The sequence below is a fragment of the Methanoculleus receptaculi genome, assembly GCF_033472595.1.
In the GTDB taxonomy this organism is placed as follows: Archaea; Halobacteriota; Methanomicrobia; order Methanomicrobiales; family Methanoculleaceae; genus Methanoculleus; species Methanoculleus receptaculi.
Window position 1 is genome coordinate 162389 of record NZ_CP137642.1, and the last position, 18730, is coordinate 181118.

Genomic DNA, 18730 nt, shown 5'->3' on the forward strand with positions numbered 1-18730 from the left:
CTCATCTCTGTGCGCGTTTGCCGAAATACTCCTCGAGGGCGGTCTTGCCGTGGACGTAGGCCGGCATCCCTGCCAGCAGGAACGCAACCCGCAGTCCCTCCTCGATCTCCTCCTTCGATACACCAAGGTTTGCCGCTCCGGCCATCTGAGCGCGGACAGCGTGCCCATCCCGGAGCGCCGCTGCAATCGCGATCGCGATGACCTTCTTTGTCTGCCTTGAGAGGGCGCCATCATCCCAGATCACCTGGTCAAGCCCCATAACCTTTGCATAGAGGTCTGGATCGGTCTCCTTGAGATCCTTAAAGATCACGGGAACCTTTCCTATCTTCTCCTCGAGTTTCTTCTCATCCATCTCAATCACTCCTCAAGCACCATAGGTTCGCCGCAGCAGACCAGCTCGCCGCCGCCGACTTCCAGCACCTGGACGACGTTTCCGCAGATCTCGCAGCGGTAAACCTGACCTTCCGCCGATACGTTCACCATTCATCTCACCTTCAGGATTTCCCTGGCTTCTTCCTCTCAGGAGGGTTCATGACATCCTCCGGTGTCTTGATGTCCGGCCTTATGTGGGTCATCGGAAGGCAGTTGTACATCTCACAGGCACAGGATGGGCACCTGACGAGATCCTGGTCTGTGCTGTCGATCAGGATCTCGCGCCCGCAGTCTATGCAGATATACCTGCCAGGGCCTGGCTTCTCTCCTGCCTTTGCTGTCTTTTTCGTCTCTGGTTCAACCATTGATATTCACCAGAGCGATAATTACCGCGCAAGGTATTTAGCAGTTCCCCTTGCTCATTGGGGCATCCGCATCCTATTAATAGACTCACGCGCAACCCTCCAATCATGCCAGGGAAGGTAGTCGCGCTGCTTGGAAGCCCGCTCCTTGACGGAAACACCGCCTATCTCCTCGATGAAGCCATCAGGGGCGCAGAGGAGGCGGGTTGCGAGGTCGAGAAGATCGAGGTCGCTCACCTCGATATCATGCCCTGCATGGAGTACTTCCAGTGCATGGGTAGCGAAAACTGCCTGATCGAGGATGGTATGGAGAGATACTTCAAGATGTTCCGGGAGATGGACGGGCTGATCATAGCCACGCCCGTTATGACGATGGGCATCCCGGGGAGACTCAAGTCGTTCATGGACAGGTTCCAGGTCTTCTACATGGCGAAGTACCACCGGGGCCGCTCTTTCATCACGCCCGAACGGCGGAAAAAACGCAGGATGCTCTTCATCTCGATCGCCGGGATGAACCTGCCGTCCGTCTTTGACGGCGCAAAAGCAACCGCACGGGCGTTTGGAGAGATCATCGACTGTCCCTACCGGGACGAGGTGCTCCAGAACGACATGGACACGATCCGGGACATACGGACGCGCCCGGAGGTTGTTGAGGCGGCCTACCGGAAGGGCTTCGAACTCGGCCGGCTGCTGGGGGAGGAGTCTGAAGGCTCGATGTGAACGACAACGTCGGCAAGCCCCGGCACAGCCTCTTTAAGTCGGCGCTCAACCTCGGCCGAGATCTCGTGCGCCTGAAAGACAGGAGTCTCGGGGTCCACGGTTACGTGGATGTCGGCAAGGATCTCGTCGGGTTTGCCACGGCACCTGAATTCGTGGCAGCCGGTGACGCCGGGCGTCTCCATCACCACCATCTGGATAAGTTCGGGATCGCAGAGGATGTTCATCGTGTCGACGAGAACCTCTGCGGCCTCGTAGAGGACCCTGAACCCCATCCTGGCGATCAGGAGACCGATACCGAGAGCGATGATGGGATCGGCCTGCGGATAGCCAAGACTGACAGCCAGGAACCCGCTGAGAACTGCCAGAGAAACGAAAACATCGCTCAGGGTGTGTCGCGAGTCGGCGACCAGGATCTGGCTCCCGTACTCAAGACCCTTCTTCCGTTCGTAGGTGGAGACACCGATATTGATGATGAGCGTCCCGAACATGACAGAGACGGTGACCACCGTTATATCCGGGATGACGGGCTCGACGAGTCTCTGGACGCCCCCGTAGATGATGCCGGCGGCGGTCAGGAGAAGCATCAGGCCGATCACCTGGGTGGCGAGCGTCTCGATCTTGCCATGGCCGTAGGGATGCCCGGTGTCAGGGGGTTTCCCGGCGAAGTAGAGTGCGGTTATCCCGACCACGTTTGAGAAAGAGTCAAACCCGGAGTGAACGGCATCCGCCACCATGCTCGCCGAACCGGCGAGGAAGCCAAAGACAGCTTTTGCAAGCGCAACTGCGAGATTCAGAACAAGGATGAGGATTAATATCCGCCGCACCTGGATCTGGACCTCCGATCTTTTGCCTCCTGACCGCTGACGGGTCGCATCCTCCCCCATACACCATGATAAGTATGCGAGTGGTATAGGGTTTTCCGAAAAGACCGCATGAACCCCGCCGCTACAGGCATACCGGCCTGGGGATCAAACGTCACTTCTGCTAAACGGGGTGAAAGATTTAATACGGGCATCCAGAAAAGAGTTCATCATGTCAACAGAAGAAAACGCTCAGAAAGCGTTCGCAGGCGAGTCTCAGGCAAACCGGAAGTACTCAGCCTTCGCCGAGAAGGCAGGCGCCGAAGGTTACTCAACGGTGGCAAAGATCTTCAAGGCGGCAAGCGAGGCCGAGGCCATCCATGCAAAACGGATCCTCTTCCTCCTGGACGCCGTAGGAACCACGGAGGAGAACCTGAAGACCGCGATGGAGGGTGAGAACTACGAGTTCACGGAGATGTACCCCGCGTTTGTAGCCGAGGCAAAGAAGGAACGCAAAAACGAGGCCTCGATCGTCTTCACCCACGCGATGCGTGCCGAAGAGGTGCACGCAAACATCTACCTCCAGGCGCTCGAGGCCGTCCGGGACGGAAAAGACCTGGATGCGGAGAAGGTCTTCCTCTGCCCCGTCTGCGGCAACATCGAACTCGGCACGGCACCGGAGAAGTGCCCCATCTGCGGTGTTCCGCAACGGATGTTCCGCGAGATCCAGTAACCTCTCTTCTTCTTTTCAACCAGATCTCACACCGCTCTCTCCCCCGCAAGTTAAATACTCTCTCAGTGTTATTTCTTCACCATGGCAGGCGTGAAGGTCTACACGACTGAGAGCTGTCCCTACTGCCGGATGGTTCAGGCGTTCCTCCGGAAGTACGGCATCGATTATGAGGTCGTGGATGTAGGGAAGGACCGCGAGGCGGCGCGGGAGATGATCCGGATCTCGGGGCAGCGAGGGGTGCCGGTCACGGTGGTCGGCGATGAGGTGATCGTAGGGTTCGATGCAAAGAGGCTCCGCGAGGTCTTCGGGACGGCAGCGATCGACCGGGTCTACGATACGGTCATCGTGGGTGCCGGCCCCGCCGGGCTGACGGCCGCGGTCTACTCTGCCCGCAAACTCCTCAAGACGGTCGTGGTCTCGGAGGATATCGGTGGGCAGGCTGCCTGGAGCTGGATGGTCGAGAACTACATGGGCTTTACGGCAATCACGGGCGAGGAACTCGTCCGTAAGTTCGAGGAGCAGGTCAGGGAGTTCGATGTCAGCCTTGAACTTGACAGCGTCCAGAGTATCGCAAGAGAGAGCGATCTCTTTCTCGTCAGGACAGCCTCCGGGAACGTATTCAAGTGCCGGACGGTTATCCTGGCCCCTGGAAAAGAGCCAATGACGCTCGACCTCCCTGGTGAGACAAGACTGATGGGACGCGGAATCTCGATCTGCGCGACCTGTGACGCTCCGCTCTTCCGGGGTATGCCTGTTGCCGTCGTCGGCGGTGGGAACACGGCTGCCCAGACCGCTGTCGAGATGGCGAAGATAGCAAGTTCCGTGGCGATGATCGTCAGAAGTGACCTCCGTTGCGACGAGGTCTACGCCACCCGCGCAAAGGAACTCGGTGTGCAGATCTACCTCCACCACGAGGTGACGGCACTCCACGGCCACGACGCCCTGACCGGGATCACGATCCACGACAGAGAGACCGGGAAGGAGACCGTTCTCAACGTCGCAGGGCTGTTCCTGGCCATAGGGCTCATGCCAAGGACAGGGTTCCTTGGTGACCTGGTGGCTTTGAACGAGATGGGCGAGATCCTGATAGACGTGAACACTCACACAAACGTTCCCGGGATCTTTGCCGCCGGGGACGCAACCTGCGTCCGGGCCAAACAGATCATCGTCGCCGCCGGTGAGGGGGCGAAGGCAGCGATCGAGGCGCATGACCACATCCTGGAGCAGGGGCTCTCCGGCAACAACAACTTTGGGGGGTAGATGAACTCCACCGCCAATACAGGAGGAGGAAAAAGATGACGCTTGAAGAGGCACTCCGTATCCGCGGGGCCTTTAAGGAGGCCGGTATGCCGGCACAGGTCAGGGATATGACCACCGTCCTGGAGCAGATGACCTTTGTAATGGGGACTATAGGGAGTACCAGATCGCTTCTGAAAGAACGGCTCGCGCAACTCGAGGAGGAAGATGAAGACGCCGGAAGCCTGCAAGTGACCAACCTTGAGATCGTGGAGAAGGTCGCCGGGGTCATCGCCGGGATAATGGAACGATATAAACCGGGCGATCCTCTACCCTGGACGGGTTTATCCGGGATAGGCGGGGAGACAGGACGGCAACCTCCCTGGAAGGATAAGATGCAGTGGTTCATAGCAATCTCGACGCTGAAGGGAAACGGCCTGGCCAGAGAAGAGGACGGTAGGGTGATCCTGCAGAAGCATGCAGACCCCGGGAGCCTCGTGATGGCTCTGCCGGAGGATATCATAGAGGGTATCGACCCCGAGATCCTCAAAGACCGCGGAATCACTGCGAACATGACCGTCTCGTCGGTGCCCGAATACCGGCTGTTGTTCGACCCTCGGGCGATCCTGGAAGCAGATCTCGAGAATATCGACGATCTTGCAGTGCAACTCGATCTCGATCCTGACACCTACGCGGCGTTCCGTGAGGCGGTCTTCCTGAAACAACTTGTTGCCACGAGGGTGCAGGAGATCATCGAGGAATGCGGAACCCTGGCTCCGGAGGAGGTTGCAAGGATCCTGAAAGAGAGCGTTGTAGAAGATCCCGACGGAATATGGACGATATCGCTGAATCTCTCCACGGAGTTTGTGAAAGGCGTCCTTGATGACCTCAGGAAGATTGGCCTGCTAAGTAAGAAGGGCACCGGATTCCGCGCAGTGTAGACCTGCCGGCGCCAAGACCGAAATTTCGTTACAGTCCCAACTGACTATAGAGTCCACCCACGAATGGCTCTTCGATACGCATCAGGGAGCGGTAAGACTCAACAGGCACCTTTTTTTATCACCAGGGAGCGAAGATCTCTCCTCATGTTGCGGCCGTGGAGACGCCCCGATCGCTTCATGGGGGTGTGGTGAGCGTGATCGAGGATACCCTTCGTGGAAGGACGAACGGGATGCTGGCACGGACGGCGGGCCTGATCAGCCGGACGGGGGTTACCCCGAACGCTCTCACGGTGGCAGGGTTTCTCGGGATGGCGGCCGCGGGTCTCCTCTGCGCCGGGGGATCGTTCGCCGCCGCGGGCCTCCTCGTTGCTGCATCCTCTGTCTTTGACGCCCTGGACGGGGCGCTTGCCCGGATTACAGGGGCCGTTACCCCCTTCGGCGCCTTCCTTGATTCGTTCCTGGACCGTTACGCTGAGGCTGCGGTCTATGCCGGGCTGCTCGTCTACTACGCCGGCGCCTCAATCCCCTGGGGGGTTGAGGCTGCGTTTGCCGCCGCTATAGGCTCGCTGATGGTGAGTTACGCCCGCGCCAGAGCGGAGGGGATCGGTGTAGACTGCCGGGCCGGTCTCTTCGCCCGGGCGGAGCGAATCGTGGTCCTGATCATCGGGCTCCTGACCGGTCTTGTCCTCCCAGCTCTCGTAATTCTGGCGATCGCAACGAACGCCACCGCGATCGAGCGGCTCATCCTTGTGAGGCGGGCTACGCTCGCCCCGCCACAACCCCCGGGCGCACAGTGACCTTTTGGGGCATTTCGTACACACGGAGAAGACCGGCATAATCACGAGAATTACAAGTGAACTACCCGTTGACCGGGCACATTCGATGTTTTTATCAGCATGTATCGCTCTACCCTACATGATAGAACAATGAGTTGCAGTATTATCGTCGGCGGGTTCTTTGGTGACGAGGGCAAAGGAAAGATCGTGGCCCACATCGCTCATCACGATAGGCCATCCATCATCTCCAGAGGGGGTGTAGGTCCAAACGCTGGACATACCGTTAGAGTCGGAGAGAAGGATTACGGTGTCCGGATGGTCCCATCGGGGTTCGTATACCCGGATGCAACCCTCATGATCGGGAGCGGCGTGCTCGTCGACCCCCGGGTCTTCCTTCATGAGATCGACCTGGTTGGTGCCCGTGACAGGATCTTCATCGACGGTCGCTGCGGCATCATCGAGGAGGAGCATGTTGCACGCGACAGGGAGAGCGAGCACCTCAGGGACAGGATCGGGAGCACCGGGACAGGTTGTGGCCCGGCAAACGCCGACCGCGTCCTCAGACTGGGCAGGCAGGCAAAAGATCTCCCGGAACTCTCTGATTTTATCACCGATGTTGCAGAGAGGATCAACCTGGCTCTGGACAACGATGAGGTGGTTCTCCTGGAAGGGACACAGGGCTTCGGGATATCTCTCTACTTCGGGACTTACCCCTTCGTGACCAGCAAGGACACCTCCGCCTCGCAGATCGCCGCCGACAACGGTGTTGGTCCGACCCGGATCGACGATGTCATCGTCGTCTTCAAGGCCTACCCGACCCGGGTCGGTGAGGGGCCGTTCCCCACCGAGATGTCGATGGAACGGTCGCACAAACTCGGGATCGAGGAGTTCGGCACAGTGACACACCGCCAGCGGCGTATCGGCACCTGGGATGGGGAGATGGCCCGCTACTCTGCGATGATCAACGGCTGCACCCAGGCGGCGATCACCGGCATAGACCGGGTCGACCCTGCCTGTTTTGGCGTAACGGACTACAACAAACTGACAAAACCGGCGATGGAGTTCATCGAGCAGGCAGAAGAGGACATAGGCAGGCCTGTAACCCTGATCTCGACCGGGCCCGAACTCTCCCAGATCATCGATCTGAGAGGTGAAGTATGAGAAAAAACCTGATGGAGATCCTCTGCTGCCCTGTCTGCAAGAGTGAACTCACGCTCTCCGTGACCGAAGAGAGCGGGGAGGAGGTGCTTGAGGGCAGCCTCAGGTGTCCAGCGTGCGGCGTCGATTACCCCATAAGCGAGGGTATCCCAAACCTCCTCCCGCAGACCGGTTGTGAGGACTGAAGAGAGCAGATGCCTGAGATTCATCTAAACCGCCGGGGGATCAACTCCATTGAGGTGCCAAAGGAGGTTGAGGTAACGGTGGGGAGCGATCTCGTCCTGGATCTCATCAACCACGGTTCGCCGCTGCACATCACCCTCGCCTCAACGAACTCCTCGGCCTTCACCGGATTCTTCCACGAGAACCTCTACGTGAACGGGACAGAGGAGTTTCACATACCTATCAAGGAAGACGCTCCTCCAGGTTTCTTTACCCTCCAGGTCGTCACCGGCTACGGGACCCGACGGCAGGAGTTCCGCGTCGTCGTCAGGGGGCGGCCGGAACCGGCGCCAGAACCGAGAGGGACGCCCGCTCAGGCAACCGAACTTGCTCCGTCGAGGGGTTTGCATTACTCCCTCAGCATCCTCATCCTCGTTATTGCCGCCGTTGTACTCTACGGGCTCTGGGTTGTCTACCGGGCTGATCTCCTGAACGCCGCTGCGTTCGTGGCGCTGCTCCTCGGGGTCATCCTTGCATGGTTGCGGCGGCGTTCGTAGTTGCCGCGGCGCTGCTGGTTGACCGTCTGGTCGGTGATCCGCAGTCCCGATACCATCCTGTGGCGCTCCTGGGCCGGTTCATCGGCTGGTGGGGGGTTCCGGCGCGTTACCCCCGGAGCCTCCAGCGGGCGGCAGGGGTTGCCGGGGCTTTTCTGACCGCCGCGCTCTTTGCCGCACCGTTTGCCCTCGTCCAGGTTGCGGCGCCGCTGTGGGTATACCTCATCATTGCACCCTTCCTGCTCAAGGCCACTCTTGCCTGGCGGGCGCTTGAAGAACACACGGCGGCCGTGGTTCGGGCGCTCAAAGAGGGGGGGATCGATGCCGGCCGGGCATCCGCCGGGATGATGGTGAGCCGGGATACGGCGCACCTCGATCAGGAGCACATCCTCTCGGCCGCATATGAATCCATGACCGAGAACCTTGTCGACAGCATCGTCTCGCCGCTCCTCTACTTTGGTCTGTTCGGGCTTGTGGGCGCCGCGGTATTCCGGGCGGTCAACACCATGGATGCTATGCTCGGCTACCGGGACGAAAGGCTCCGGCTGGGATGGTTTCCGGCCCGTGCCGATGACATCGCAAACTTCATCCCGGCAAGGCTCACCGGGCTGGTCCTTCTCGCCTACTTTGCGGCAAAGGGCCGGTTCACCCCCGCCATTGAGGTGCTCCGCCGGGATGCAAAGAATCGACCGGGGTTCAATGGCGGGATCCCAATGGCCGTCATCGCCGGCGGGGTTGGGATCAGGTTCGAGAAACCCGGTGTCTACACCATAGGCAACCCGGAGAGAACGCTTGAAGAGGCGGGTGCCGGGATTGTCTCTGCGGTCAGAGCGGCAGTGATCCTGGTTGCCATCCTTGAGATAGCCACAGTATTTTTATTGTGGTTCATGAGCTATACATGAGTAATGAAACTTGAGGAACTCAGATTTGGCACCGAGCTCATCAAGCGCGGCTTTGCGTCGATGCAGAAGGGGGGCGTCATCATGGACGTGGTCAACGCAGAGCAGGCGCAGGTCGCCGAGGATGCCGGTGCCGTCGCCGTCATGGCACTTGAGCGCGTCCCGGCCGATATCAGAGCAACCGGTGGCGTGGCCCGCATGGCCGACCCGCAGAAGATAATCGAGATCATGGATGCGGTCTCCATCCCGGTGATGGGGAAAGTCCGGATCGGCCATTTCGTCGAGGCACAGGTTCTGGAAGCCCTCGGCGTGGATATGATCGACGAGAGTGAGGTGCTGACCCCGGCGGACGAGCAGTTCCACATCGATAAGACCAGGTTCTCGATACCGTTTGTCTGCGGCGCCCGCGACCTCGGGGAGGCGCTGCGCCGGATCAACGAGGGAGCGGCGATGATCCGGACGAAGGGCGAGGCAGGAACCGGCAACGTTGTGGAGGCGGTCCGCCATATGCGGGCGATCATGGGCGGGATCCGGGCGTTGAAAGGTATGGATAATCAGGAACTCATCACCCGTGCCCGCGAGATCGAGGCGCCTGCTGACCTGGTCATCGAGTGTGCGAAACTCGGCAGACTGCCGGTGGTGAACTTCTCCGCAGGCGGTATCGCGACCCCTGCCGACGCGGCGCTGATGATGCAGCTCGGCGCCGATGGGGTATTCGTCGGGTCGGGGATCTTCAAATCCTCAAACCCGGAGGCGACCGCCAGGGCGATCGTGGAGGCGGTTAACCACTACGACGACGCAAAGGTCATCGCCGAAGTGAGCAAGGGGCTCGGCGAGGCGATGAAGGGTCTTGACGTCCATCTCCTCCGCGAAGACGAGGTGTTGCAGACCCGTGGACGTTAAAGTTGGCGTTCTCGCGCTTCAGGGCGATGTAACCGAGCACATAACGGCGTTTCGGGAGGCTCTCACCGAGAGGCCGGGTTCCTCTGTCGTCCCCGTCCGAAAGGCTGCAGACCTGGCAGGGCTCGACGCGCTCGCGATACCCGGCGGCGAGTCCACCACCATCTCCAGGCTGATCGAGAAGAACGGGTTGTATGAGGCGCTCAGGGAGTTTGAGGGCGGGGTATTTGCGACCTGCGCAGGTATGGTGCTTGTGGCAGAGAGGGTGGATGACCCCCGTGTGCGGCCTCTCGGCCTCATCCCTATGCGTGTCGAGCGGAACGCCTTCGGGCGGCAGGTCGACTCCCGCGAGGCGATGCTGGAGGTGAAGGGGCTTGAAGAACCTTTCAGGGCGGTCTTCATCCGGGCGCCGGTGGCAACGGAGGCAGGTCGCGGTGTCGAGGTGCTTGCCCGCATCCCCGAGGGGATTGTTGCCGTCCGGCACGACCGGCATATGGCGTTCGCCTTCCACCCGGAGCTTGGAGGGGATCTCCGCCTGCACCGGATGTTCTTAGAGGTTCTCGGGGTATAAGGGCCGGAAACTCACTCTTTTTCCTGGTTTCCGGCCGCACGAATCCGCCGCGTCCAGACCCTGCGCCCCATCTCGGTGAGGCTGTAGATGATCCAGTTCCCCTGCGCCTCGCCGGTGATAAGCCCCGTCTTCTTCAGGACGGAGAGGTGGTAGGAGAGTTTTGAATCGGCTATCCCGAGCACCGCCTTGATTACACAGACGCAGAGAGGCTGGATGGCGAGCATCGCCAGGATCTTGAGACGGAGCGGGTCGGCAAGCGCGCGGTGGATGCTGCTCTCCCGCTCCAGCGCCTCATCACGCGGCAACTGCTCCACCAGTCCTGTGATACCGCCGCACCGGCATAGAGACTCCTCGACCTCCGGGGGAATGTGGACATCTTCCACGCACTCTCGTTTCTTTGCCGTCACTGTAACCTTTCCGATTCACAGTGGTATGAAAAGAAACAGTATATACCTTTTTTCCAGGCTGGCCCACGCTCTATCCTCCCTGAATGCATCCCGTCCGTTCAACACCCCGGCCTCAAAAGATAGACGACCGGGAGGGGAGGGGGGTCGCCCTGGAAGGGGGTGAGACTGCTGACGGTTTTGCCGGGTAAATACCCGGTCTCGGGGACGGTTCACGGGTCTACACCCGCCTCCGCCAGGGGAGGCGAAAACCATATTCAGAGACGCCTCTTATCGAGAGCAGGTATGAGGTGAACATGTGATGAAGAAGAGAGTGCTCTTTGTCTGCACCCGCAACTCCGCCCGCTCGCAGGTGGCGGAAGGCTGCCTGAACGCCAGGTATGGCGACCGTTACCAGGGCTTCTCCGCCGGCACCAGACCCGGCAGACTGAATCCTTACGCGGTCAGAGCCATGACCGAGATCGGAATCGATATCTCCGGCCACCGCGCAAAGGATCTCGGTGAGTTCGACGGGCGGGAAATGGACGTCCTCGTCGCCGTCTGCGAGGGAGGGCTCTGCCCTATCTTCCCCTGGGCGGTGGAGGAGGTCCACCGGGGGTTCCCGGACCCATCGGGACTCACCGGCACCGACGAGGAGATAATGGCCGGAATCCGGCGTATCCGGGACGAGATCACCTCCCGGATCGACACGACGTTCGGGGCATCGGGATAGCAGTTTTGGCGAGGGCCAGGGTCATGCACCGGCCTTTCGGTAAACTCCGGCAACTTCAGGAAAGTTCGATTTTTGTTGAATTAGAAAACTTGATACCCATGTAGCACAGAAGTAATTCAAACAAAATTGAAACTATGGGAAAACCCGCCAGGACGGACGTGATGATCATGGCAGACAAAAGTGAGAATAAAAAGGCTGATGGAATCGGTTCAAGGCTAAAAAAGAGCATCTTTTCCTCCGGATGCGGCTGCAGCGAGGGCTGCTGTGGCACCAGGATTGTCCCGAAGGAGAAGAAGGAAGGGTCAGCAACGAAAGAGGAGTAAACGCCCGGCAGCGGAGCAACCTGGATGGATATCCTGACCCCACTTGCCACCGCCGGGCAGTTCTTCGTCACGATAGCCGCCGAACTGGTCCTGCTCTTTGTCGGGATCACGTTCCTCGTCGGGTTGCTCCAGGCCTACATCCCGGAAGAGCGGATCCGGGGCGTGCTTGCCGGGCGGCGGCAGGGTGTCGGGAATGTCCTTTCCGCCATCTTCGGGGCGCTCACCCCGTTCTGCTCCTGCTCGACGATCCCCATCCTGCTCGGGCTTCTTGACGTCGGCATCCCGTTCGGGGTCTGCATGTCGTTCCTGCTCGCGTCCCCGCTCTTGAACCCGGTGATCCTCGCCCTTCTCGTCGCGCTCGTCGGGGTCGTCCCGACAGCCATCTACGCCGCCTTCACCTTCACGGCCGCAGTCGTGCTCGGCTGGCTCCTCGGCCGGCTCGGCTACGAGCGATACGTAAAGGACGTCATGGTTGAAGGGAGGCCGGAACCGTGCGACTGCAACAGCAGCCACGGAACGCGGATTCGCGGTGCGTTCTCCTTCGCCGTCCGTCTCTTCCGGCAGGTCTTCCCCTACCTCATCCTCGGCGCGGGGATCGGGGCGTTCATCTACGGGTTCGTCCCCGGAGACCTGATCATCGCGGTCGCAGGACCGGGGAACCCCCTCGCCATACCACTGGCGGCGGTCATAGGGATACCGATGTACATCCGGGCAGAGACGCTCATCCCGATCAGCGCCGTCCTTCTCGAGAAGGGTATGGGGATCGGCGCCGTGATGGCGCTGATCATCGGCGGCGCGGGGGCGAGCATTCCGGAGGTGACGCTTCTCGCGGCAATCTTTGAGCGGAGGCTGGTCGCCGCCTTTGTGGCGACGATCCTCACGGTCGCCGTCCTTGCCGGCGTCCTCTTCCAGGTGCTCAGCGTGATCTGAACAGACCATGGAGCAGACAGGATGAATCTGGAGATGAGACTGTATACCCTGCTGCCACAGATGCCCTGCGGCATGTGACCGGAAAGGGCCAGAGTCGGGAGGTCAATTGTGGGGCTAAAGATGCTTGATGCGGTCTTTGCAGAGGTCGCCGCCTGGAGATCAGAGATGACACCGCTCTCGGCGCAGAACTGGTTTCGATGGTGCGCGAGCATGACTAAATCCCAACCGATGCCGCGGGGCTGTATGCCGCCGCACCCTGGGAGAAGTTTCACGCCGACCGGGGGTGACCGATGATGAGCGGCCGAAACAAGATACAGACGGAGAACGCTGCCGGTTCGCGGCTCTCCCTCCTCGACCGCTACCTGACCCTCTGGATCGTCCTTGCGATGGGCGCCGGAATCGCAATCAGCTACTTCTTCCCCGGGGTGCCTGCAGCAATCACAGGGTTCTCGGTCGGGACAACATCGATCCCTATCGCCATCGGCCTGATCCTGATGATCTACCCGCCACTTGCAAAAGTCCGTTACGAGGATCTGGGACGGGTCTTTCGCGACCGAAAGGTGCTCGGTCTCTCCATCGTTCTGAACTGGGTCGTAGGCCCGGTTCTGATGTTCTTCCTGGCAGCGGTCTTCCTTGCAGGCCAACCGGAGTTCATGTACGGTCTGATCCTGGTGGGACTTGCCCGGTGCATCGCGATGGTGATCGTATGGAACGACCTTGCATGCGGCGACCGCGACTACTGTGCCGCCATCGTGGGTTTAAACTCCGTATTCCAGGTATTCTTCTACGCCCTCTACGCTTACGTCTTTATCACAGTCCTGCCCCCGCTTCTCGGCATAGCGGCAGGTACAGCGGTGCCGATAACGATCGCGAGCGTCGCGGCAACAGTCTTTGTCTTCCTCGGCATCCCTTTCATCGCCGGGTTTATGACACGGGTTACGCTCCTGCAACTGAAAGGGCATGTCTGGTATGATACGCGGTTTATCCCTCGTATATCGCCGATCACGCTCTTTGCCCTCCTGTTTACGATCGTCGTGATCTTCTCAACCCAGGGCGGAAACATCGTCGCACTTCCCCTGGATGTCCTGCGGATCGCCATCCCGCTTGCGATCTACTTCCTGTTGATGTTTTTCGTCTCGTTCTGGCTCTCCTGGAGACTCAGGGTGGATTACGGCAGGGCAACAGCGCTCTCGTTTACGGCGGCGAGCAACAACTTCGAACTCGCCATCGCTGTTGCCATAGGGATCTTCGGGATCGGGTCGGGGGTGGCGTTTGCCACCGTCATAGGTCCGCTGATCGAGGTGCCGGTGCTCATGTCCCTGGTGAACGCGGCGCTCCGACTCCGCGATCGGTGGTATGGTGAGGAGGCGACAGGAAGATGTCCCGTCGATGCCAATGGAGGAGATACAGCATGAAGAAAGAACTTATCATCGAATGGAAACACGTTGGAGAGGATCTCGATACCACCTGCGAACGGTGCCACGATACTGGAACGGCTCTCAAAGCGGTTATCTCGGAGATCACTACAATCCTTGAGATGGAAGGTGTCAGCGTCAGGCTGATCGAGACCGTGCTCCCGGCAACGGCCGTTGAAGAGTCAAATTCCCTCCTCTTCAACGGTGTACCGATCGAGGAACTGCTGGAAGGCGTGGAGGTGATCTCGACACCCTGCGCCTCCTGCGCCTGCATAACCTGCGAGGAGGATACGGAGTGCAGGGCGCTCCGCTACAGCGGCGAGGACTACGAGGCCATCCCGCCGGAACTGATCGGGCGGGCGGTCGCAAGAGCGCTCGAGATGGAGTGATGCCGCGATGGAGCCCATAACCCTGGTCACCTGCTCCGGGCTCTCCAGCACAGGGAAGGTGACCGCCAGGGCCGGAATGGTGGTCCTGCAGCGGTTTCCGGGCAGCGTTGAGGAGTGTATCCCGGCAGCCAGGCTCCAGGAACCGCCATGCGGCAGAATTCTCGCCCTGGACGGCTGCGAAGATGCCTGTGCACTCAAAAAACTCCGGGAGACCGGGGTGATGCCTGACCTCCACATCGTCGCGACCGAGTGCGGGATCGTGAAAAACGGGATGGAGGAGCCGCGGTTCGACGAGATCGAACGGCTGGCGGCGGCCGTGATCGCGGCCCTCCGGGACGGGAGGAAGTGAGACAAGGGGGTTCCGGAAGAGCCCCTGGAACGATGCGCCGGAGAGGGAGAGTCCTCCCCCGACGAGCATCGCCGCTATCACCCGCGGAAGCCTGATCCGGAAGACGACCGTCTGCTCTGATACCCCCCAGGTCTGCTCGAAGGAGGGGAGGACGACCTGATGACCTGAGAGTGTGGAGAGCAGGGTTGATGTCCCATCGAGGAGCGCGTTCGCCGTTCCGATGGTGAGGATCCGGAAGGTCTCCACAGGGTCCATCATGTACCTCCCGACGAACAGGGAGACGAATAAGAGGACGACCGGGAGGATATAGATCGCCCTCTCTACCGGGATTAGCCGGAGGACGGTCTCAGAGATCGGTGTCGCGCTGCGGGAGACCAAACGCGGAGGATTGGTCGTGATGTTCCTTTTTGGCTCCTGCCCCGCTTCTGTGATCGTTTCTCTCCCGCAGGTCATCTCGCGCACTCCCCCCTCATACCACGTTTGTATATGAAGTTTATTTAATTCTCGGTTAATATAAATGATATAACGTTTACTTCACTGGTAAAAGTGTTTGGTTGAAACCCGTTCCGGGCGTGATGCAGAACCACGCACGCCAGGAGTCATAACCTCCAACCACTGGTGCATGGGGTGCCGGATCAAAAGGGGGTGAGCCGACCGGATGGCCGGACGCGACCGGTCCCCACGGCCCATCAATACATCGGCGGCGAGCCCGGCGGGGAAGACAACTCGGATCTCTCCTGCGAACCACCTGCGATCAAAACAGGCTGCATTCATGCGTGCAGCACCTTCGCTCCGTCTTATGCACGATCCAGGGTATGAAAAAGAGCGGGTGGTATGTTCTTGACAGCGCGCGTTGTTATCGCCTGCGCTTTCGAACGTGACGTGCGGGCCAGGAGGAAGACCCGCACCACCCCTATGGGCTATAGCATCTCCGGAGGATTATCGGGCTGTTTTGTGAGGCTCCGGCAGCGGCCGCATCCGCAACCAGCAAAGAGAGACAGGGGATGCAATCCGCCTGCGGTGCTGCTGGCGTGACCCTGGAGAACGCCTGCGCCTCCCGCCATTCCCAGACCGCATCCATCACGGCATCGGCCGTCGCCATGACGCTCGCTGCCCCCACGTCCACCACGACGGCGTTCTTGATGTTCCAGCGCTCGACAACCGTGTGGAGCAGCCTGCGCCTGACCGTCCAGATCATCGGTGGATGAGGATGACCGACCAGTCGATCGAGGCTGTCCGCCCAGACCGCACCCTGCAGTTCAAACCTCCCGACCTCGTCAACCACCAGCAGATCGGTAGACCGGGGATCGGGCGGCGCGAGCGCTCTCCGCCCGAACGCGAGCGCTTCCGGCCGGAAGTAGAAACGGCCGTGAACCTCGCACCGAGGGTCGGGGTCGATAGAGCAGAGTTCCTCGTGTTCACCGGTGGCCAGGTCGACCAGCGTGAATCCCGATCTCCTGCCGTCCCGCACATGGCCTGGGGCAATGATCCCCCTCACCCGAACATTTGCCCCGACGATGAGCCCCAGAACCTGGTGCAGGAACGTCGTCTTGCACTGACCCTGTTCGCCGGTGATGATGAATACCGGCGGCCTGCCGTTCATATAGGAGTAGACGTTCGCTCCAGAGTACATACATATACTTCCGGGCTGCCTGTATAAATCAGTTTTACGTGCAGGTATTGTTGGGCAAATATAGTTAACATGCGTGGCCGGCCCCGCGCCGATACCCCCGCCGCAGTATAAATGTGGTAGCGGACAATATCATACGGAGTTAATGGCCATGGCAGAGAAGAGAGTCGTGCTCCACACGACAATGGGCGATATAACGATCCGGCTCTACAATGATATGCCGGTGACCGCCGGAAACTTCGAAAAACTGGTCCGTTCTGGTTTCTACGACGGCACTGTGTTTCACCGTGTGATCGACGGGTTCATGATCCAGGGTGGTGATCCCACCGGCACCGGAAGCGGCGGGCCGGGCTATACCATCCCCGACGAGTTCGTGAAGGGCCACTCGAACCAGCGGGGCACGATCGCGATGGCGAACACCGGCCGCCCGAACACCGGCGGCAGCCAGTTCTTCATAAACCTGGTAGATAACGCCTACCTCGACTGGGACGACCCACGCACGCCGAGCGCCCACCCGGTCTTTGGTGAGGTGGTCGGGGGGATGGACGTCGTTGACAGGATCGGGAAGGTGAAGACGGACTCCGCTGACAGACCAAAGGTCGCCGTCCGGATAACGAAGGCTGAAGTCGTGGAGCGATGAACCAGTGGGAGAACAGCAACCGCAACCTGCGGGCGGTAGAGGAGCGGATTGGCTACACATTCCGCAACCCCTCCCTGCTTGAGCGGGCGCTAACCCGCCTGGCCTGCACCCTGGAGACCGGTCTTCCCCCGGAGATGCACATGGACGCCCTGGCAACCCTCGGCGACGCCGTGATCAACGTCGCGGTCGTGGAGGCTGTGGTGGCGGAGGGGGTGCACGACAAGGGCGCGATCACCAACCGGAAGATGAACCTGGTGAACATGTCCAGGCTCCGCGCCCTTGCAGAAGAGATCGGCCTTGCCGAGCATGTCCGGTGGGGAAAGGGTGAAGCCGCCCAGAGGGTCTGGACATCCGGCCGGGTTCTCGCCGAATGCCTGGAAGCGCTCATAGGCGCTGTCTATCTGGACGGCGGTATGGAGCCGGCCGCGGAGGTGCTCCGGCGGCTCGGGCTCATCAAGAGGGCTTAAAGACCCTCCTCTTTTTCCTTCTCCGGCGCCGGAACCCTGGACGGCGGGCGCATCAGGAGCCAGGCGATGATAAAACCGACGACGGCAAGGGCCGCAACCAGCGGGAAGACACCGAGGTATGTCCCGCTCGCCGTCCGGATGAACCCGGCAACCTGCGGCCCGGCGATGGCCCCCGCACCGTAGGCCAGGAAGACAACTCCGTAACAGCGCGGGTAGTCACACGTCCCGAAGTACGAGGCCGTCGCCGTCGGCGCGATGGCGAGCCAGCCACCCAGGCATCCCCAGAGTATGGCGAACGCAATGATGTAAGACGGCACCCCCGGTACAAGCCAGAGCAGAAGAGATGCCACCGCTATAAGCGCAAAAGTCAGCATCGCAGTCTTCTGCGGGGTTATACGGTCGGTGAGGCTTCCGAAGACCGGGCGGCCAAGGCCGTTGAATATGGCGAAGAACCCGACGAGAGCTGTCGCGAGCGCGGCACTGACCCCGGCAACCTCCGTTCCAACCGGCTGCGCGATAGAGATGGCTGTCAACCCGGCCAGGCAACCGATGAAATAACAGGCAAAGAGCCCGTAGAATGTCCCCGTCCGGAGCATCGTGCCCCGATCACACTCACAGGCCGGTGCGCTGCCACTGCCGGGCGGCGGAGGCGTCCAGCCGGCGGGTCGCCAGCCGGCCGGTGGGAACCGTAGCGGCAGGGCCGAGAGAACCAGCAGGACGATGAAGGCGATGCCGAAGATCCGGAATGTTGTCATAACACCGTAGGCAGCGATCAGGGCTCCAGCAATGTTTGCGGTGATAAAGGCCGAGAACCCGAACCCGAGCAGTGTGAGCCCAACCGCAAACCCCCTGCGGTCAGGGAACCACTGGGTGGCCACAGCGACCGGCACCCCATAGGTGATACCGACCCCGAGGCCTCCGATCACCCCATAGACAATGTATAGGGCCTCGACCGAAGATACCGTCGATGCCAGGAGCCAGCCGAAACCGGTGAGGATCCCGCCAACTATCGTCACATTCCTTGGGCCGTAGCGTTCGATGTACTTCCCGGCAAGCGGCATCGCTATCGCGAAGAACGCCAGGAAGACCGAGAACGGGAGGAGGACCTCCCCGGCCGTCACATGCCGGCCGAGCACCTCCGTGAAGTGCGCGGCAAGTGGCGCGGTGAAGACGCTCCAGGCGTATATGCTCCCAAGGCAGAGGTTGATTATGAGCCCAAGGGCGACCAGCCCCCACCGTCCCTTCTCTGCGCGCATACCGAAGATCGCTGGTGTTGTATCGGGCATG

The 18730-nt window shown here is 60.5% G+C and carries 26 protein-coding genes and 1 pseudogene; 19 read left to right on the forward strand and 8 right to left on the reverse strand.

Annotated elements, in window-relative coordinates:
• Position 1: 1 nt before the first annotated feature.
• Genes R6Y96_RS00875 through R6Y96_RS00885 form a run of 3 tightly spaced genes read right to left on the reverse strand, consistent with a single transcriptional unit; the run spans position 2 to position 737 of the window.
• Complete coding sequence (locus tag R6Y96_RS00875; RefSeq protein ID WP_214022499.1) at positions 2 to 352, reverse strand: carboxymuconolactone decarboxylase family protein; 351 nt, start codon at positions 350 to 352, stop codon at positions 2 to 4.
• Between the two features lie 5 nt (positions 353 to 357).
• Positions 358 to 483, reverse strand: coding sequence for a desulfoferrodoxin FeS4 iron-binding domain-containing protein (locus R6Y96_RS00880; RefSeq protein WP_214022498.1), 126 nt, complete (start codon positions 481 to 483; stop codon positions 358 to 360).
• A gap of 11 nt (positions 484 to 494) precedes the next feature.
• A complete protein-coding gene (locus R6Y96_RS00885) occupies positions 495 to 737 on the reverse strand; it encodes a zinc ribbon-containing protein (protein WP_318621591.1) in 243 nt (80 codons plus the stop codon).
• 105 nt (positions 738 to 842) lie between these two features.
• Here R6Y96_RS00885 and R6Y96_RS00890 point away from each other — a divergent pair, with 105 nt between their 5' ends.
• Positions 843 to 1454 carry a flavodoxin family protein gene (locus R6Y96_RS00890; RefSeq protein ID WP_214022496.1) on the forward strand — a complete coding sequence of 204 codons (612 nt, stop codon included), beginning with the start codon at positions 843 to 845 and terminating at the stop codon, positions 1452 to 1454.
• On the opposite strand, the gene R6Y96_RS00895 is transcribed toward R6Y96_RS00890, so the two are convergent.
• On the reverse strand, positions 1394 to 2338 hold the full coding sequence (locus R6Y96_RS00895; protein WP_318621592.1) for a cation diffusion facilitator family transporter: 945 nt from the start codon (positions 2336 to 2338) through the stop codon (positions 1394 to 1396). The two genes, R6Y96_RS00890 and R6Y96_RS00895, sit on opposite strands and share 61 nt — an antisense overlap.
• Before the next feature lie 148 nt (positions 2339 to 2486).
• On the opposite strand from R6Y96_RS00895, the gene R6Y96_RS00900 reads away from it, so the two are divergent.
• From R6Y96_RS00900 to pdxT, 10 genes are all read left to right on the forward strand, one after another.
• Positions 2487 to 2987: a rubrerythrin family protein gene (locus R6Y96_RS00900; RefSeq protein WP_214022494.1), complete on the forward strand. Its 501-nt coding sequence runs from the start codon at positions 2487 to 2489 to the stop codon at positions 2985 to 2987.
• Positions 2988 to 3068: 81 nt separating this feature from the next.
• Complete coding sequence (locus tag R6Y96_RS00905; RefSeq protein ID WP_318621593.1) at positions 3069 to 4247, forward strand: FAD-dependent oxidoreductase; 1179 nt, start codon at positions 3069 to 3071, stop codon at positions 4245 to 4247.
• A gap of 35 nt (positions 4248 to 4282) precedes the next feature.
• Positions 4283 to 5164: a hypothetical protein gene (locus R6Y96_RS00910; RefSeq protein WP_318621594.1), complete on the forward strand. Its 882-nt coding sequence runs from the start codon at positions 4283 to 4285 to the stop codon at positions 5162 to 5164.
• A gap of 194 nt (positions 5165 to 5358) precedes the next feature.
• On the forward strand, positions 5359 to 5961 hold the full coding sequence (locus R6Y96_RS00915) for a CDP-alcohol phosphatidyltransferase family protein (RefSeq protein ID WP_318621595.1): 603 nt from the start codon (positions 5359 to 5361) through the stop codon (positions 5959 to 5961).
• Between the two features lie 129 nt (positions 5962 to 6090).
• Positions 6091 to 7101 (forward strand): adenylosuccinate synthetase, encoded by a 1011-nt coding sequence (locus tag R6Y96_RS00920; RefSeq protein ID WP_318621596.1) that lies wholly within the window; start codon positions 6091 to 6093, stop codon positions 7099 to 7101.
• Positions 7098 to 7283 (forward strand): methytransferase partner Trm112, encoded by a 186-nt coding sequence (locus R6Y96_RS00925; protein WP_318621598.1) that lies wholly within the window; start codon positions 7098 to 7100, stop codon positions 7281 to 7283. Before R6Y96_RS00920 ends, R6Y96_RS00925 begins: the two co-directional genes overlap by 4 nt.
• A gap of 9 nt (positions 7284 to 7292) precedes the next feature.
• The gene (locus R6Y96_RS00930) at positions 7293 to 7817 is read left to right on the forward strand and encodes a DUF7524 family protein (protein ID WP_318621599.1); all 525 of its coding nucleotides are present in this window, start codon (positions 7293 to 7295) and stop codon (positions 7815 to 7817) included.
• Positions 7796 to 8716, forward strand: a complete 921-nt coding sequence (cbiB, locus tag R6Y96_RS00935) for an adenosylcobinamide-phosphate synthase CbiB (protein WP_318621601.1) — start codon at positions 7796 to 7798, stop codon at positions 8714 to 8716. Before R6Y96_RS00930 ends, cbiB begins: the two co-directional genes overlap by 22 nt.
• Positions 8717 to 8719: 3 nt before the next feature.
• Positions 8720 to 9616 carry a pyridoxal 5'-phosphate synthase lyase subunit PdxS gene (gene pdxS / locus R6Y96_RS00940; protein WP_318621602.1) on the forward strand — a complete coding sequence of 299 codons (897 nt, stop codon included), beginning with the start codon at positions 8720 to 8722 and terminating at the stop codon, positions 9614 to 9616.
• Positions 9606 to 10184: a pyridoxal 5'-phosphate synthase glutaminase subunit PdxT gene (gene pdxT, locus R6Y96_RS00945; protein ID WP_318621603.1), complete on the forward strand. Its 579-nt coding sequence runs from the start codon at positions 9606 to 9608 to the stop codon at positions 10182 to 10184. Before pdxS ends, pdxT begins: the two co-directional genes overlap by 11 nt.
• A gap of 11 nt (positions 10185 to 10195) precedes the next feature.
• Here the strand turns inward: pdxT and R6Y96_RS00950 are convergent, their stop codons facing one another.
• A complete protein-coding gene (locus tag R6Y96_RS00950) occupies positions 10196 to 10591 on the reverse strand; it encodes an ArsR/SmtB family transcription factor (protein WP_318621604.1) in 396 nt (131 codons plus the stop codon).
• A gap of 298 nt (positions 10592 to 10889) precedes the next feature.
• On the opposite strand from R6Y96_RS00950, the gene R6Y96_RS00955 reads away from it, so the two are divergent.
• The 6 genes from R6Y96_RS00955 (at position 10890) to R6Y96_RS00980 (ending at position 14706) form a co-directional block, all read left to right on the forward strand.
• Positions 10890 to 11300, forward strand: a complete 411-nt coding sequence (locus tag R6Y96_RS00955) for an arsenate reductase ArsC (RefSeq protein WP_318621605.1) — start codon at positions 10890 to 10892, stop codon at positions 11298 to 11300.
• A 167-nt stretch (positions 11301 to 11467) separates the two neighbouring features.
• On the forward strand, positions 11468 to 11623 hold the full coding sequence (locus R6Y96_RS00960) for a hypothetical protein (protein WP_318621606.1): 156 nt from the start codon (positions 11468 to 11470) through the stop codon (positions 11621 to 11623).
• A gap of 24 nt (positions 11624 to 11647) precedes the next feature.
• Entirely contained in the window at positions 11648 to 12553 is a 906-nt protein-coding gene (locus R6Y96_RS00965; RefSeq protein WP_318621607.1) for a permease, read from the forward strand.
• Between the two features lie 290 nt (positions 12554 to 12843).
• Entirely contained in the window at positions 12844 to 13968 is a 1125-nt protein-coding gene (gene arsB, locus R6Y96_RS00970) for an ACR3 family arsenite efflux transporter (RefSeq protein ID WP_318621610.1), read from the forward strand.
• Entirely contained in the window at positions 13965 to 14357 is a 393-nt protein-coding gene (locus tag R6Y96_RS00975) for a DUF2703 domain-containing protein (protein WP_214023478.1), read from the forward strand. Before arsB ends, R6Y96_RS00975 begins: the two co-directional genes overlap by 4 nt.
• 7 nt (positions 14358 to 14364) lie before the next feature.
• Positions 14365 to 14706: a putative zinc-binding protein gene (locus R6Y96_RS00980; protein ID WP_318621613.1), complete on the forward strand. Its 342-nt coding sequence runs from the start codon at positions 14365 to 14367 to the stop codon at positions 14704 to 14706.
• A 57-nt stretch (positions 14707 to 14763) separates the two neighbouring features.
• Here R6Y96_RS00980 and R6Y96_RS00985 read toward each other — a convergent pair.
• Positions 14764 to 15159 (reverse strand): annotated as a pseudogene (locus tag R6Y96_RS00985) (hypothetical protein); the annotation flags it as partial.
• Positions 15160 to 15619: 460 nt separating this feature from the next.
• Positions 15620 to 16339 carry a nucleoside-triphosphatase gene (locus R6Y96_RS00990; RefSeq protein ID WP_318621615.1) on the reverse strand — a complete coding sequence of 240 codons (720 nt, stop codon included), beginning with the start codon at positions 16337 to 16339 and terminating at the stop codon, positions 15620 to 15622.
• 148 nt (positions 16340 to 16487) lie between these two features.
• On the opposite strand from R6Y96_RS00990, the gene R6Y96_RS00995 reads away from it, so the two are divergent.
• Together R6Y96_RS00995 and R6Y96_RS01000 are read left to right on the forward strand one after the other, a co-directional pair.
• Positions 16488 to 16976 (forward strand): peptidylprolyl isomerase, encoded by a 489-nt coding sequence (locus R6Y96_RS00995; RefSeq protein ID WP_318621617.1) that lies wholly within the window; start codon positions 16488 to 16490, stop codon positions 16974 to 16976.
• Positions 16973 to 17443 (forward strand): ribonuclease III domain-containing protein, encoded by a 471-nt coding sequence (locus tag R6Y96_RS01000; RefSeq protein ID WP_318621618.1) that lies wholly within the window; start codon positions 16973 to 16975, stop codon positions 17441 to 17443. Before R6Y96_RS00995 ends, R6Y96_RS01000 begins: the two co-directional genes overlap by 4 nt.
• On the opposite strand, the gene R6Y96_RS01005 is transcribed toward R6Y96_RS01000, so the two are convergent.
• Entirely contained in the window at positions 17440 to 18729 is a 1290-nt protein-coding gene (locus tag R6Y96_RS01005; RefSeq protein WP_318621619.1) for an L-lactate MFS transporter, read from the reverse strand. The genes R6Y96_RS01000 and R6Y96_RS01005 overlap by 4 nt on opposite strands.
• Between the last annotated feature and the right edge of the window lies 1 nt (position 18730).

Bases quoted from the DNA above. Each gene is read 5' to 3' on its own strand.
- R6Y96_RS00955 (WP_318621605.1), top strand. From the start codon at position 10,890: ATGAAGAAGAGAGTGCTCTTTGTCTGCACCCGCAACTCCGCCCGCTCG.
- R6Y96_RS00900 (WP_214022494.1), top strand. From the start codon at position 2,487: ATGTCAACAGAAGAAAACGCTCAGAAAGCGTTCGCAGGCGAGTCTCAG.
- R6Y96_RS00875 (WP_214022499.1), bottom strand. From the start codon at position 352: ATGGATGAGAAGAAACTCGAGGAGAAGATAGGAAAGGTTCCCGTGATC.
- R6Y96_RS00905 (WP_318621593.1), top strand. From the start codon at position 3,069: ATGGCAGGCGTGAAGGTCTACACGACTGAGAGCTGTCCCTACTGCCGG.
- R6Y96_RS00965 (WP_318621607.1), top strand. From the start codon at position 11,648: ATGGATATCCTGACCCCACTTGCCACCGCCGGGCAGTTCTTCGTCACG.
- R6Y96_RS00930 (WP_318621599.1), top strand. From the start codon at position 7,293: ATGCCTGAGATTCATCTAAACCGCCGGGGGATCAACTCCATTGAGGTG.
- R6Y96_RS00975 (WP_214023478.1), top strand. From the start codon at position 13,965: ATGAAGAAAGAACTTATCATCGAATGGAAACACGTTGGAGAGGATCTC.
- R6Y96_RS01005 (WP_318621619.1), bottom strand. From the start codon at position 18,729: ATGCCCGATACAACACCAGCGATCTTCGGTATGCGCGCAGAGAAGGGA.
- arsB (WP_318621610.1), top strand. From the start codon at position 12,844: ATGATGAGCGGCCGAAACAAGATACAGACGGAGAACGCTGCCGGTTCG.
- R6Y96_RS01000 (WP_318621618.1), top strand. From the start codon at position 16,973: ATGAACCAGTGGGAGAACAGCAACCGCAACCTGCGGGCGGTAGAGGAG.
- R6Y96_RS00890 (WP_214022496.1), top strand. From the start codon at position 843: ATGCCAGGGAAGGTAGTCGCGCTGCTTGGAAGCCCGCTCCTTGACGGA.
- R6Y96_RS00885 (WP_318621591.1), bottom strand. From the start codon at position 737: ATGGTTGAACCAGAGACGAAAAAGACAGCAAAGGCAGGAGAGAAGCCA.
- R6Y96_RS00910 (WP_318621594.1), top strand. From the start codon at position 4,283: ATGACGCTTGAAGAGGCACTCCGTATCCGCGGGGCCTTTAAGGAGGCC.
- R6Y96_RS00980 (WP_318621613.1), top strand. From the start codon at position 14,365: ATGGAGCCCATAACCCTGGTCACCTGCTCCGGGCTCTCCAGCACAGGG.
- cbiB (WP_318621601.1), top strand. From the start codon at position 7,796: ATGGTTGCGGCGGCGTTCGTAGTTGCCGCGGCGCTGCTGGTTGACCGT.
- R6Y96_RS00960 (WP_318621606.1), top strand. From the start codon at position 11,468: ATGGCAGACAAAAGTGAGAATAAAAAGGCTGATGGAATCGGTTCAAGG.
- pdxS (WP_318621602.1), top strand. From the start codon at position 8,720: ATGAAACTTGAGGAACTCAGATTTGGCACCGAGCTCATCAAGCGCGGC.
- R6Y96_RS00995 (WP_318621617.1), top strand. From the start codon at position 16,488: ATGGCAGAGAAGAGAGTCGTGCTCCACACGACAATGGGCGATATAACG.
- R6Y96_RS00895 (WP_318621592.1), bottom strand. From the start codon at position 2,338: ATGGGGGAGGATGCGACCCGTCAGCGGTCAGGAGGCAAAAGATCGGAG.
- R6Y96_RS00920 (WP_318621596.1), top strand. From the start codon at position 6,091: ATGAGTTGCAGTATTATCGTCGGCGGGTTCTTTGGTGACGAGGGCAAA.
- R6Y96_RS00925 (WP_318621598.1), top strand. From the start codon at position 7,098: ATGAGAAAAAACCTGATGGAGATCCTCTGCTGCCCTGTCTGCAAGAGT.
- R6Y96_RS00880 (WP_214022498.1), bottom strand. From the start codon at position 483: ATGGTGAACGTATCGGCGGAAGGTCAGGTTTACCGCTGCGAGATCTGC.
- R6Y96_RS00990 (WP_318621615.1), bottom strand. From the start codon at position 16,339: ATGTACTCTGGAGCGAACGTCTACTCCTATATGAACGGCAGGCCGCCG.